This window comes from Pseudomonas sp. LPB0260 (assembly GCF_013388395.1).
Genome location: NZ_CP058247.1, coordinates 763,179 through 775,504 on the forward strand (window position 1 = coordinate 763,179; position 12,326 = coordinate 775,504).

The following is a 12,326-nucleotide window of genomic DNA, read 5'->3' on the forward strand; positions in this document are numbered from 1 at the left end:
CGCGGCGGCGGCGCCCGCTCAGTAGCCGGGATACCAGAGCTCCCGGCGCTGCAGCGGGGTCGCGGCGGGCAGGATCGGGTTGTCCAGCGGGTAGACCTGGCGCTGATCCAGCCTGGCCTTGCTCAGCAACTCGGCGTGATAGTCCATGAACAGGCGATCGAAACTGCCATCGGCCATGGCCAGGTTGAGCCACTGCTCGATCCTGTCCGCCAGGGCCTGGTTATTCGGCGCGACGAAGTAGTAGAACGCGGTGGGGTAATGCAGCAGCTTGGTCTGTTCGAGGGCGATGCCTTTGTCGCCGTGGCTGTCGAGCTCGCCCCACACCTCGACGATGGAGCGGGGAAACAGCTCGGCGCGCCGGCGCAACAGCATGTCGAAAATGGCCTGGTAGCTTGGCGTGCCCAGGACGGTGAAGCCGTTCATCTGCAGGATCCGGGTATCCGGCCAGTCATGGCCCTGCACCATGATGTGCGCCCGCAGTTGCGCCAGCGTCATGGGTTTTTCGAACAACGCGGCGTCCTGCCGGTTGATCAGGAATACCCGCCAACCGATCAGCCCCTTGTAGATGGGGATGCGCACCGGCAGCAGGTCGCGCTCGCGCTGCTCCGAGGTCATGCTCCACACCACATCCACGCCCCGGGCGGCTTTCAGTTGATGCAGCGCGCGGCCCTGATTCATGACCTGCGCGGTTGGCAGCAGGCGAAACGGCTGGCCGGACTTGGCAAGCGCCAGCTCGAGCAGTTTCAGCGGGTATTCGGTGCGTTTGTCGAATGCCGTCTCGGGCATGGGATAACGCACGACCTCCTGCTCCGCCCATAGCCAGGGCGAACCGATCAGGCTCAGCACCATCAGGCAACACTGCAGCGTGCGGACTCCCATGGCCACCTCCGGCGCCATCCCCCGCACAGCATAGATCAGCAGCCGGATCCTGCCCCCGCGCCTGGCCTCAGTGCGCGGCCCCGCGCGGGCCGGCGGGCGGCGCCTGGCCCGGCAGCCGAGACGGCGCCGGTCGAGGAAACAGGCGGGCGATACGCCGCGCCAGCAGGTGCCCCGCGCGCGCCTCCTCGCGCAGGCCGACATGCCCGCTCATCGCCGATACCACAGGCGAAAGAACCCCAGGGCCAGCAGCAGGGCGCACTGGCCCAGGGCACTGCACAGGGCGAGGAAGGACGCCAGCGACTGGTTATGGCCGGCATCGGCCACCCCGGTCAGGTCGTTCCAGAAGGCCTCCGGCAGCGCCCACAGGGCCAGCTGGGCCAACGGCTTGCCGGTCAGCAGCAGGCCATCGATCAGGCCGAACTGACCGAGGAACATCAGGCCGAGCAACAACAGCAGCGCGACCAGCAGGCCCAGGGCGAAGCAGGCGGAAAATTGCAGTACGACACGCATGGCGATTCACTCCAGCAAGGGCGCGACCAGGGCCGCGCCCGGCACCTCAGGCCTGGTTGAGCGGACTGCTGCCGACGTTGCGACCCACGCCGTACCAGTCCAGCTTGCGGGTCAGCACCATCACCCCGCCGAGTACGCCGAACACCAGCAGCGAGCCCATCAGCAGGGCATAGTCCTCGCTGCTGAGCAGCCCGTAGAGCAGGGCATACAGCGCCGCCAGCAGCGCGCCGAAACCTATCCCGCGTAGGCGGCTTTGCAGGACATGGCTGACGTAGAAGGCGTTCAGTGCCACGCAGGCCAGCGCCGACAGCCCATAGGCCAAGGCGAAGCCCAGGTGCTCGGACAGCGACAGCAGCAGCAGGTAGAACAGCGCCAGGGACAGGCCGACCAGGGCGTACTGCACCGGATGCACGGCCAGGCGCTTGAGCACCTCGCACAGGAAGAACATCGCGAAGGTCAGGGCGATGAACAGCAGCGCGTACTTGATCGCCCGGTCGGTCTTCAGGTACTGGTCCACCGGATCGACGAAGCTGACCCCGAAACTGCGCCCGGACAGCGCCTGGCAGTCGCCCTTGCGCACGCAGTCCTGCAGGCCCTGCTCCAGATTGGTGGCGAAGAAGCTGGTCTGCCACTGCGCCTGGAACCCGTCGGCGCTTACCTCGCGCCGGCTCGGCAGGTACTCGCCGACGAAGCTCGGATGGGGCCAGTCGGCACGCAGCTCGACCCGGCTGTCGCGGCCCACCGGGGTGATGTCCAGCTGCTCGGTGCCCTGCAGCTTGAGGTCGAAGGCGAACTCCAGCTGCTGGCCGCCCTGGCTGTCCAGGGCCGGCAGGGGCGCGTGCACGCCGGGGCCGAAGCGCTCGTCGCCGCTGCCCGGCGCGAAGCTCAGGCGCTGGCCATTGAGGCGCAGCTGCAGGTCGTTGCCGATGCCACGCACATCGCTGATGCCCACCGCGAGAAACGGCTGCGCGAAACTGTACAGGCCCAGGTCGTCGCCCAGCCCCAGGCGCGCCGGCAGCTTGAAGGCGCCGCTGATGCGGTTGTCGCTGCGGTACAACAGCGCCTCGTAGATGCCCCGCGCACGCCGCTCGGTGGTCACCTCGCCGTTGAGCACGAAGCGCTCCGGCAGGAAGTACAGACGCCCGCGGGACTGCTGCTGCTCCTGATAGCGCTCCCCGCTCTGCTTGTGGGTTTTCCACTCCAGCCAGGTCTTGGTATAGGGCAGCACCAGGATCGGCCCGCTGATCCGCTGGCGGTAGCTGGAGCTGCGGGCGATGTCCTGCAGCACGCCGGCGCGCTGGTATTGGCGATCGCCGACCAGGCCATCGATCATCGACAGGGGGATCAGCAACAACAGGATCAGCAGGGCAATGGTGCCCAGTTTGAAAGCCAGGATTCGGTTCATGGCGCAGCGCTCCGCAGTGACTAAGGTAGGCGGAGTCTGGCCAGGCCATGGGGTGGTTTTATGCAGGCACGGTGGAGATTGCGTGGAGATTGTGCGTGCGCCGGGTTACGCGCCCAGGCGCTATTCGCCGCGGATGTACTGCTCCAGCTGCTGGATCAGGCGGGCCTGCTCGGCGATGGTTTCCTTGACCAGGTCGCCGATCGACAGCAGGCCGATCAGCTCGCCCTCGGCCATCACCGGCAGGTGGCGCAGGTGGCGGTCGGTCATCAGCTGCATGCACTCCTGGGCCGTCTGGCTCGGGCCGACGGTGATCACCTCGGCAGTCATGATCTCGCTGACCTGGGCGGAGAAGGCCGAGCGCTCGAGCAGGGCCACCTTGCGCGCGTAATCGCGCTCGCTGACGATGCCCGCCAGGCGCCCGTTGTGCAGCACCACCAGGGCGCCGATGCCCTTCTCGGCCATCAGCTTGATGGCGTCGAGCACCGTTGTAGTGGGGCTGACGCTATGGACCGCGGCGGACTGCTTGCTGCGAAGAATCTCGGCGACTGTTTTCATACGTGGCTTCCCGGGGCTGTGGAGGGGCGCGCCACGAGGCATGGGCCGCGGTGCGCCGCCTTCAATGATAGCCAATGCAGTGGGCCCTCGAGGTCCTGTTCGCCCGCGCAGAAACTCGGTAGTCTGCCCCCGCCAACGCGCGGGCGGCACGGCGCACAGGCGGCGTTGCCCGCAACCGCCGCAGCCGGGCCATACTTGCAGCGGCGCATGCCGCCCCGCGCCGCTCAGTCGGCACCGACCGCCCCCGGTCTCGGGGCACGAACCTTCTTATGTTTCTAGCGCGAACCTGGGCCTTATGAAGTCGACCGAACCTGACGCTCGCCACAGCAAAGACAGCCGCAGCGACAGCGAACAGATCATCCAGGCGCTGGAGAGCGGCAAGAACAAGCGCGTGCGCAAGCTGCTGGGGCGCATGCACCCGGCCAAGGTCGCCGCCATGCTCGAGTTGCTCGAGGACGAGCCGCGCCTGGCCCTGTGGCAGCAGATCGACCCGGCGCGCGAAGGGCGGGTGCTGCCGCACCTGAGCATCAAGCTGCGCCGGCAGCTGGCCGGGGAGTCGGCCGATGCGCAGCAGGCCAAGCAGGACGCGACACTGGACAGCGGCCAGGGCGAAATCAACCACCTGGAAGCCATCCGCGACGCCCTGGGCCTGAAGAAGCTCAAGCGGGTCGGCAAGATCCTCCACCGCATGCACCCGGCCAAGGTCGCCGGCCTGCTCGAGGCGCTGCCGCCGGAGGAACGGCGCAGCGTCTGGAGCATGGTCGAGACGGAACGGGCCGGCAAGGTGCTGACCTACCTGCACGACGAGATCCGCATCGCCCTGGCGCTGGAGCTCGACCTCGACGACCTGATCGCCTCGGCCAGTCACCTGGAGCTCGACGATCGCGTCGACCTGATCCAGACCCTGCCCTCCGAGCTGGGCGCCAAGCTGCTGCACGCCAGCAGCGCCAGCCAGCGCAGCCAGCTCGAGTCGATGCTGGCCTATCCGGAGGACTCGGCCGGCGGCCTGATGAACGCCGACGCGATCCAGATCCGCGCCGACGTCAGGGTCAGCACCGTGCTGCGCTACCTGCGCCTACTGGAAACCCTGCCGCCGCAGACCGACCTGCTGATGGTGGTCGACCGCAAGGGCCACTACCAGGGCGGGCTGCGCCTGAGCGTGCTGGTCACCGCGGACCTCGACCGGGCCGTGGCGGAGTTGCTGGACAGCACCATCGTCGGCATCGCCGCCGACGCCAGTGGCAGCGAGGTCGACCAGGTCTTCAAGGAGCTCAACCTGCTGTCCGCCCCGGTGGTGGACGAGCACAACCGGGTGATCGGCCGAATCACCCTGGACGACGTGGCCGACCTGATGCGCGAGGACTCCGAGCGCACCCTGATGCAGATGGCCGGTCTGGACGACGAGGCCGACATCTTCGCCCCGGTGCTGGTCAGCTCGCGCCGTCGCGCGGTCTGGCTGGGCATCAACCTGATCACCGCCTTCAGCGCCGCCTGGGTGATCGGCCTGTTCCAGGCCACCCTCGAACAACTGGTCGCGCTCGCCGTGCTGATGCCCATTGTGGCGAGCATGGGCGGCATCGCCGGCAGCCAGACCCTGACCCTGGTGATCCGCGGCCTGGCCCTGGGCCAGGTGCAGAAGGGCAACTTCCGCATCCTGCTCAACCGCGAGCTGGGCATCTCCATCCTCAATGGCGTGCTCTGGGCCGTGGTCATCGCCCTGCTGGCGGTCGCCTGGTTCGGCCATTGGGGCCTGGGGGCGGTGCTCGGCAGCGCCATCCTGATCAACCTGTTGTGCGCGGCGCTGGCGGGCTGGGGCATCCCCCTGCTGCTCGAGCGCATGGGCATCGACCCGGCCCTGGCCGGCAGCGTGATCCTCACCACGGTGACCGATATCGTCGGCTTCTTCGCCTTCCTCGGCCTGGCCAGCCTGTTGCTGCTGTGAGACCGCCTCGCCACCGGTTCAGGCGAGCGGCAGGCGCAGGCTGACCTCGACCCCGCCGGCGACATTGCCGATCTGCAGTGCACCGCCGTGCAGCGTCGCCACCTCCTGCACGAAGTTCAGCCCCAGGCCGCTGCTCTTGCGCCCGCCGCCGGGGCGCGGCAGGGAGTAGAAGCGCTCGCTCAGGCGCCCCAGGGCGTAAGCGGGAATGGCCTCGGCCTGATTGAACAGACGCAGTTCGACCTGCCCGTCACGGACTTCGGCGCTGCAGCGGATCGAGCCGCCCTCGGGGGTGAAGTCCAGGGCGTTGTCCAGCAGGTTGGCCAGGGCCTGGCGCAGCAGGAAGCGCTCGCCGCGCACCGCCAGGTCGGCCGCAATCCGCTGTTCGATGCGCAGGCCGGCGCGCTGGATACGGGCCTGCTGGGCCTGCAGCAACGCCGCGAACAGCTCGCCCAGCGGCACCCTGACCCGCTCCTCCAGACCCTGGCGCTGCTCCACCTGGGCCAGGTGCAGCAGGCGCTCGATCAGCTGCTGCATGCGCCCGGCTTCCTGGTCGATATTGCCGACGAAGCGGCGCCGCTGTTCGGCCGGCATCTCGCCGTCGAGCAGCTCGGCGGCGCCGCGAATCGCCGCCAGCGGGCTCTTCAGCTCGTGGGTCAGGGTGTGCACGTAGCGCTCGACGTAGGCCTTGCCCTCCAGCTCGGTGCGCATGCGTTCGAGGGCCTGGGCCAGTTGCGCCAGTTCGCCGCCGTGCAGGTCCGGCAGCTCGGCGCGCTGGCCGGCGCTGACCGCCTGGGCGTAGCGGGTCAGCTGGCGCAGCGAGCCGCTCAGCCACCAGGACAGCAACGCGCCGACCAGCAGGCCGAGGCCGATCAGCCCGGCGCCGAGCCAGCCCAGACGCTGCTGGGAACGGTCGATATAGGGCTGCAGGCTGCGGTTCGGCTTGGCCACCGAGACCACCCCGATGATCCGCTCGCCATCCCTGATCGGCGCCGCCACGTACATCACCGAGGAGTCCGGGTCGCCCGGGTCCTCGCGGCTGGAGCGGGCGCCGTACTGGCCGCGCAAGGTGAGGAACACGTCGTTCCAGCGCGAATAGTCCTGGCCCACGGCGACGCCGCTGGAGTCGAGCAGGACGATGCCGGCGGCGTCGGTGACATAGATGCGGTGGTTGACCTGGCTCTTCTCCACGCCCCAGATCTGCGCCTGCGGCCGGCGCCGGCCGTAGGCCTCGAGCAGCGCCGGCAGGCGGCTCTGCGCCAGGCTGCCGGCCTTGACCTCGTCGCGCAGGATCTCCGCCAGCAGGTTGGCGGTATCCACCAGGGTCTCCTCGGTGGACTGGCGCACCCCGGGGCGGATCTCGTCCATCACGGTACTGAGCACGAACCAGCCGGCCAGGCCGACGAACAGGAAGTAGACCAGGAAGATCCGCGCGCCCAGCGGCATCTCAGCGCTCCGGGCTGCAGCTGTAGCCCAGGCCGCGGTGGGTCTGGATCGGTTCGCGGTCGGGGGCGACCTGGCGCAGCTTGGCGCGCAGGCTCTTGATATGGCTGTCGATGCTGCGCTCGTAGCCGGCCTCGCTGGCCACGCCCAGGGCGTCGAGCAGCTGCTCGCGACTGAACACCCGCTCGGGCTGCGCCAGCAGGGTCTGCAACAGGCGGAATTCGTGACGGGTCAGGCCCAGCGCCTGGCCATGGAAATGGATCTGGAAGCGCAGCGGATCGACGCGAAAGGCGCTCTCGGCGGCCGCCACCGGCTCGAGCGCTTGCGGGGCGACCGAGCGCGGCCCGACCGTTCGCGGCCCGACCGAATGCGGCCCAACCCGCTTGAGGATGGCCTTGACCCGTGCCGCCACCTCACGCGGGCTGAAGGGTTTGACCACGTAGTCGTCGGCGCCGATCTCCAGCCCCACCACCCGGTCGATCTCGGCGTCGCGCGCGGTGAGGAAGATCACCGGCACCTCGGAGAAGCGCCGCAGGCGCTTGCACGCCTCGAAACCGCTGATGTCCGGCAGGCCGACATCGAGAATCACCAGGTCGAAGGGCTCACAGGCCAGCCGCTCGAGCGCCTCGCCGGCCAGGCTCAGCCAGCTGGTGGCGAAGCCCTCCGCCTGCAGGGCGTAGACCAGGGTGTCGGCGATCGCGGCTTCGTCTTCGACGATCAGAATATGCAGCATGGCGTCCTGCTCTCGGGCAACTCGGCGAGGAGCCTGCGGCAGCCGGGCGCACGCGTCAACCTCGGAACATGCCGGTAGGGTGCGCCGTGCGCACCAGGGCCCAGGCTGCCCAAACCCGGTTCAGGCGGTGCGCAGGGCGCACCCGACCGATAGCGGCGAGCCGGCTAATCCAGCTTGAAACGACCGGTATTCTGCGCCAGCCCCTGGCTGCCGCGGCGCAGCTGCTCGGCGGCACTGCTCACCGCCTGGGCGCCATCGAGCAGGGCGCTGGCGGCCTGGTCGACCTGCTGGATATTGCCGCTGACCTCGTCGGCGGTGGCCGCCTGCTGCTCGGCGGCGGTGGCGATCTGCGCCAGGCGGTCGCTGACCCGCTGCACCGAGTGGACGATGCTGTCGAGGTCCTCGCCCATGGCCAGCACGCTGCCGACATCGCCCTCGGCCTGGCGCACGGCTTCCTCCATCAGGCCCACCGACTGGCCGACCACCCGGTGCAGGTCGGCGACGGTCTGGGCGATTTCCGCGGTGGAGTTCTGCGTGCGCTGCGACAGCGAGCGCACCTCGTCGGCCACCACGGCGAAACCGCGGCCCTGATCGCCCGCCCGCGCCGCCTCGATGGCCGCGTTGAGCGCCAACAGGTTGGTCTGCTCGGCGATGCCCTTGATCACGTCCACCACCCGGGTGATCTGCTCGGTCTGCTCGCGCAACTGCTGCAGGGCCGCCGCGCTATCGCCCAGGCGCCCGCTCAGCTGACGCATGCTGGCGCTGGTACGGGCGCTGCGCTGGTTGCTCTGGTTGGCGATCTCGCGGGTGTGGCCGGCCTCGACCGCCGCCTCCTCGCAGCTTTGCGCGACACTCTGGGCGGTGGCGGCCATCTGCGTGGCGGCGGTGGCGATCTGACTCATCTGCCCCTGCTGCTGCTCCACCGCGCTCAGGGCATTCTGCGCCTGGCCGGTGAGCAACTGCACGGTGCCACCGAGCTGCTGGCTCTCCTGGTTGACCCCCTGCAGCGAACCGCGCATTTGCGCCACCGCGGTGTTCAGGGCCACCGCGATGCTGGCCAGGTCGTCGGCGCCGTGCACCTGCATCTGCACCCGCAGGTCGCCGTCGCGCAGGCCCTGGGCAGCCTGGATGATGCTTGCGGTGCTGCGGCGGATGGAGGCGTTCAGGCACAGCAGCACATAGAGCGCCAGCAGGGTCAACACGCCGAACAGGCCGATCACCCTGGCCATCGCGTACTGCGCCTGCTGCCGGTAGTCGCCCAGGCCCACGGCGAACTGCCGGTACAGCGCCTGCTGCAGCCCGTGCAGCTGGCCCTGGACGCTGTCGATGCGCTGGATGAACTGCGCCGGCGTCACGGCGATGGGGTTGCTGTCGAACATGTCCCGGTCGATCTCGGCGAGGAAGCGTTGCAGGCCCTGTTCGGCGTCGCCGAAAGGCCCCTGCAGGTTGTTCATGGCCCCAGGCGCCTTCTGGCTCAGGGCGGTGCGCGCCTTGACCAGTTGGGCGAGCGACTCATCCAGGGAGCGGCGCAGGTCACGCAGCAGCACCCGGCTCTGCAGGGTGAAATGCTGCGAGATCACCGAGCCGAAACCCTGGCTGGCGAAGGCACCGAGGTGATCCTGCAGGCGCGGCAGGGTGAAGGTCAGCTGCTCCATCATCAGGTAGGTATCGAGATTGGGGTCGAGGATCAGGCCACTGTCGGTGGCCACCTGCTCGCGCAGGGCCAGCAGCTGGGTCAGGGTGCTTTGGTAACGCTCCAGCGCATCCGGTAGCGCCAGCTTACCCAGCGCCGCCACACCCAGCTCGCCGCGCAGCCGCTGCAGCTGCGCCAGCTGCTCGGCGGCCTGGGGGCTGATGGCTGCCTGCTCCAGCTGCTGGGTCGCCAGCTGCAGGGCCTCGTCCAGGGCGCCGGCGCGCTGCTGCAGCAGCGCCTCGGCCGGCTTGTCGGTGCCCTTCCAGCGCGCCAGCAGGGTGCGCTGTTCGAGCAGCGCCTGCTGCACGTCGCCGAGCGCCTGCACCCCCTGCATGCCCTCTAACTCGCGGTCGAGCAGGCTCAGGCGCGCCAGGTGGTCACTGCTGATCACCCACAGGGCATAACCCAGCGGCAGGATGAACAGGACGAACAACAGCTGAAACTTGCGCGCGAAGCTGAAACGCTCCAACAGGCGAACACCCGGTTTGAGTACTCCAGTCATGGCGACCTCTCAATGAATCGACTGCACAGTCCGTAAGTGACTGTGAACAAGGTAATGGGCGAGGTTAAAGCAAGAAGCACGCCGGACCTTCTGCTCGGATCACTGGCGTAGCCCGGCGAGTCCGCGCGGGTAGCCTGCAGCCGCCGGTTGAAAGGCCTGCGGTGTCGGCACGGGCAGGGCGTGGCTGTCAGCAACAGTAGTCGTTCGAGATCATGGCCGCCAGAAAGTCGACGACTCTTGGCCGATCAGCGAGTCCGCTCAGCTCAGTGCGACAGATTCACGGCTGGGCAGGCCGGTCCACAGCTCGTCCAGGTTGCTCAAGCCCCATTCCGACGGCGACTCGCGACCGACGATGCGCTCATGACCATTGAGCTTGCTCAGGTCGACGATTTCCTGGGCAATCGGCTGCCTGCTCTTGGTCGAGAAGAACACCTTGACCCGCGGCGTGAGCAGCGACTGGCCATGCTGCTCCAGCACCACGCCGAGGCGACCGCTCTGCAGGCGCACCAGCGAACCGGTTGGGTAGATGCCGACCGTCTTGACGAAGGCCTGAAACACCCGCTCGTCGAAGTGACCCTTGCTCCATTCGGCCATCTTGTGGATCGACTGGGCGGGCTCCCAGCCGGCCTTGTAGGGGCGATTCGAGGTGATCGCGTCGTACACGTCGCAGACGGCGCCCATCCGCGCGAACAGGCTGATCTGCTCGCCGACCAGGCGATGCGGGTAGCCGGTGCCGTCGACCTTCTCGTGATGGTGCAGGCACACGTCCAGCACCAGGGCGCTGACCTGCTTGCAGTCGATCAACAGGCGCGCGCCGGCCTCGGGGTGGCCGCGCATGGTGGCGAACTCGCTGTCGCTGAGTTTGCCCGGCTTGTTCAACACCTCCAGCGGCATGCGCATCTTGCCGATGTCGTGGAGCAGGCCGGCCATCCCCGCCTCGCGCACCTGCTCCTCGGCCAGGCCGAGCTGGCGGGCCAGGGCGATCATCAGCGCGCAGACCGCCACCGAGTGCATGTAGGTGTACTCATCGGCGTGCTTGAGGCGCGCCAGGCTGATCAACGCATTGGGCTGGCGCATGATCGAGGCGGATATCTGCTCGACCAGCTCGCGCGCCTGGCCGACCTCGATCGCCTGGCCCATGCGCGCATCGCCGAACATCTCCATTACCGCCCGCTTGGAGCTGTCGCAGAGCCGGGCGGCCCGCTCGACTTCCTCCTCCAGGCTGTGCCTGCGCACTTCCCGCGCCACGGGCGTCACCGGCACAACCGCTTCGACCGGCGCCACAGGGGCGGCGGCGAGCAGGACCGCCTCGGTCTCCTCCTCGACCTGTTCGACGGTCAGACCGCTCGGCAGGTCGAGGCCCTTGCTGGTGTCGATCCACACCTCGCGGATACCGCTTTCGAGGATACGCTGCAGGTCCTTGCCGCTATTGAGCAGGAACCTGGTTTTCCAGAACGGGTGCTCCATCCATGAACCGCACAGTTCATGGATGTACATGCCTTGCAGCAGCTCGGTGACGGAAATACGTTTGAGCACGGCGACAGCCACTGTGAGATTGGGAATGCCCGACAAGCATATGCCATACGGCGCGATGGCAGACGGCAATGAGGCAACTTTAATCGGCCTCGGGCTCTCGTCAATTTGGCGCCCGCGCCGCGCCTGCTTATCATGGCCCGGTCCCTGGCCCGCACCCGACAAGGAGTAGCCATGCGCCGCCTGCTGACCGGCCTGAGCGTCACCCTGCTGCTCGTGCTCAACACCCTGATCCTGATCGGCCCGCTGCTGCTGATCGCCCTGGGCAAGTTCGCCCTGCCCGGCCGCCGGTTGAAGGCCGCCAGCTCGCGCGGGGTGATGTGGGTCGCCGAGACCTGGGCCGAAATCAACAAGCTGATCTTCGCCAGCCTGCTACCCACCGTCTGGGATATCCGCGGCGGCGCCGAGCTGCGCCAGGACACCTCCTACCTGGTGATCAGCAACCACCAGTCCTGGGTCGACATTCCGGCCCTGGTGCAGGCGTTCAACCGCAAGACGCCCTACTTCAAGTTCTTCCTCAAGCAGCAACTGATCTGGGTGCCGCTGCTCGGCCTGGCCTTCTGGGCGCTCGACTATCCCTTCATGAGGCGCTATTCCAAGGCCTTCCTGGCCAAGCACCCGGAGCTCAAGGGCCAGGACCTGGCTATCACCCGGCGCGCCTGCGAGAAGTTCCGCGAGCTGCCGGTGACCGTGGTCAACTACCTGGAAGGCACCCGCTTCACCCCGGCCAAGCATGCCCAGCAGGGTTCGCCCTACCGCTACCTGCTCAAGCCCAAGGCCGGCGGCGTGGCCTTCGTCCTGGCGGCCCTGGGCGAGCAGCTGGACGCGGTGCTGGACATCACCCTGGTGTATCCCGGGCCGCGCATTCCGGGCTTCTGGCAGCTGATCAGCGGCCAGGTGCCCAGGGTCATCGTCGACATCCACACGCGCACCCTCGACCCGGCGCTGTGGCAGGGCGACTACGAGAACGACGCGGCGTTTCGCCGCCAGGTGCAGGACTGGGTGAGCCAGCTGTGGCGCGAGAAGGACCAGCGCATCGCACGCCTGCGCGGCGAGACCCAGGACGAGGCGATAGACGCCGTCGAAGCCTAGGGGCGCCGGGCTCGACGCTGTCGGGTATTTTCGCCAGGCATA

The 12,326-nt window shown here is 68.3% G+C and carries 10 protein-coding genes; 2 read left to right on the forward strand and 8 right to left on the reverse strand.

Annotated elements, in window-relative coordinates; genetic code table 11:
• Window positions 1–18: 18 nt before the first annotated feature.
• The 4 genes from LPB260_RS03290 to LPB260_RS03305 form a co-directional block, all read right to left on the reverse strand.
• Window positions 19–879 carry an ABC transporter substrate-binding protein gene (locus tag LPB260_RS03290; RefSeq protein WP_218281501.1) on the reverse strand — a complete coding sequence of 287 codons (861 nt, stop codon included), beginning with the start codon at window positions 877–879 and terminating at the stop codon, window positions 19–21.
• A 207-nt stretch (window positions 880–1,086) separates the two neighbouring features.
• Entirely contained in the window at window positions 1,087–1,389 is a 303-nt protein-coding gene (locus LPB260_RS03295; RefSeq protein ID WP_208707212.1) for a hypothetical protein, read from the reverse strand.
• 46 nt (window positions 1,390–1,435) lie between these two features.
• Window positions 1,436–2,794, reverse strand: coding sequence for a cell envelope integrity protein CreD (gene creD, locus LPB260_RS03300; protein ID WP_208707213.1), 1,359 nt, complete (start codon window positions 2,792–2,794; stop codon window positions 1,436–1,438).
• A 120-nt stretch (window positions 2,795–2,914) separates the two neighbouring features.
• Complete coding sequence (locus LPB260_RS03305; protein WP_208707214.1) at window positions 2,915–3,349, reverse strand: CBS domain-containing protein; 435 nt, start codon at window positions 3,347–3,349, stop codon at window positions 2,915–2,917.
• Between the two features lie 295 nt (window positions 3,350–3,644).
• Here LPB260_RS03305 and mgtE point away from each other — a divergent pair, with 295 nt between their 5' ends.
• Complete coding sequence (gene mgtE, locus LPB260_RS03310) at window positions 3,645–5,291, forward strand: magnesium transporter (protein ID WP_208707215.1); 1,647 nt, start codon at window positions 3,645–3,647, stop codon at window positions 5,289–5,291.
• 18 nt (window positions 5,292–5,309) lie between these two features.
• Here the strand turns inward: mgtE and creC are convergent, their stop codons facing one another.
• The 4 genes from creC to LPB260_RS03330 form a co-directional block, all read right to left on the reverse strand.
• Entirely contained in the window at window positions 5,310–6,734 is a 1,425-nt protein-coding gene (creC, locus tag LPB260_RS03315) for a two-component system sensor histidine kinase CreC (RefSeq protein ID WP_208707216.1), read from the reverse strand.
• 1 nt (window position 6,735) lies between these two features.
• On the reverse strand, window positions 6,736–7,464 hold the full coding sequence (gene creB / locus LPB260_RS03320) for a two-component system response regulator CreB (RefSeq protein ID WP_208707217.1): 729 nt from the start codon (window positions 7,462–7,464) through the stop codon (window positions 6,736–6,738).
• Window positions 7,465–7,628: 164 nt separating this feature from the next.
• The gene (locus tag LPB260_RS03325; protein ID WP_208707218.1) at window positions 7,629–9,659 is read right to left on the reverse strand and encodes a methyl-accepting chemotaxis protein; all 2,031 of its coding nucleotides are present in this window, start codon (window positions 9,657–9,659) and stop codon (window positions 7,629–7,631) included.
• A gap of 258 nt (window positions 9,660–9,917) precedes the next feature.
• Window positions 9,918–11,195, reverse strand: coding sequence for an HD-GYP domain-containing protein (locus LPB260_RS03330; RefSeq protein ID WP_208707219.1), 1,278 nt, complete (start codon window positions 11,193–11,195; stop codon window positions 9,918–9,920).
• Window positions 11,196–11,366: 171 nt separating this feature from the next.
• On the opposite strand from LPB260_RS03330, the gene LPB260_RS03335 reads away from it, so the two are divergent.
• Window positions 11,367–12,284: an acyltransferase gene (locus LPB260_RS03335; RefSeq protein ID WP_208707220.1), complete on the forward strand. Its 918-nt coding sequence runs from the start codon at window positions 11,367–11,369 to the stop codon at window positions 12,282–12,284.
• Window positions 12,285–12,326: the final 42 nt, after the last annotated feature.

What these genes read in the sequence shown, in the direction of transcription:
- LPB260_RS03290 (WP_218281501.1), bottom strand. Translation starts at nt 879, where the DNA reads ATGGGAGTCCGCACGCTGCAGTGTTGCCTGATGGTGCTGAGCCTGATC.
- LPB260_RS03295 (WP_208707212.1), bottom strand. Translation starts at nt 1,389, where the DNA reads ATGCGTGTCGTACTGCAATTTTCCGCCTGCTTCGCCCTGGGCCTGCTG.
- creD (WP_208707213.1), bottom strand. Translation starts at nt 2,794, where the DNA reads ATGAACCGAATCCTGGCTTTCAAACTGGGCACCATTGCCCTGCTGATC.
- LPB260_RS03305 (WP_208707214.1), bottom strand. Translation starts at nt 3,349, where the DNA reads ATGAAAACAGTCGCCGAGATTCTTCGCAGCAAGCAGTCCGCCGCGGTC.
- mgtE (WP_208707215.1), top strand. Translation starts at nt 3,645, where the DNA reads ATGAAGTCGACCGAACCTGACGCTCGCCACAGCAAAGACAGCCGCAGC.
- creC (WP_208707216.1), bottom strand. Translation starts at nt 6,734, where the DNA reads ATGCCGCTGGGCGCGCGGATCTTCCTGGTCTACTTCCTGTTCGTCGGC.
- creB (WP_208707217.1), bottom strand. Translation starts at nt 7,464, where the DNA reads ATGCTGCATATTCTGATCGTCGAAGACGAAGCCGCGATCGCCGACACC.
- LPB260_RS03325 (WP_208707218.1), bottom strand. Translation starts at nt 9,659, where the DNA reads ATGACTGGAGTACTCAAACCGGGTGTTCGCCTGTTGGAGCGTTTCAGC.
- LPB260_RS03335 (WP_208707220.1), top strand. Translation starts at nt 11,367, where the DNA reads ATGCGCCGCCTGCTGACCGGCCTGAGCGTCACCCTGCTGCTCGTGCTC.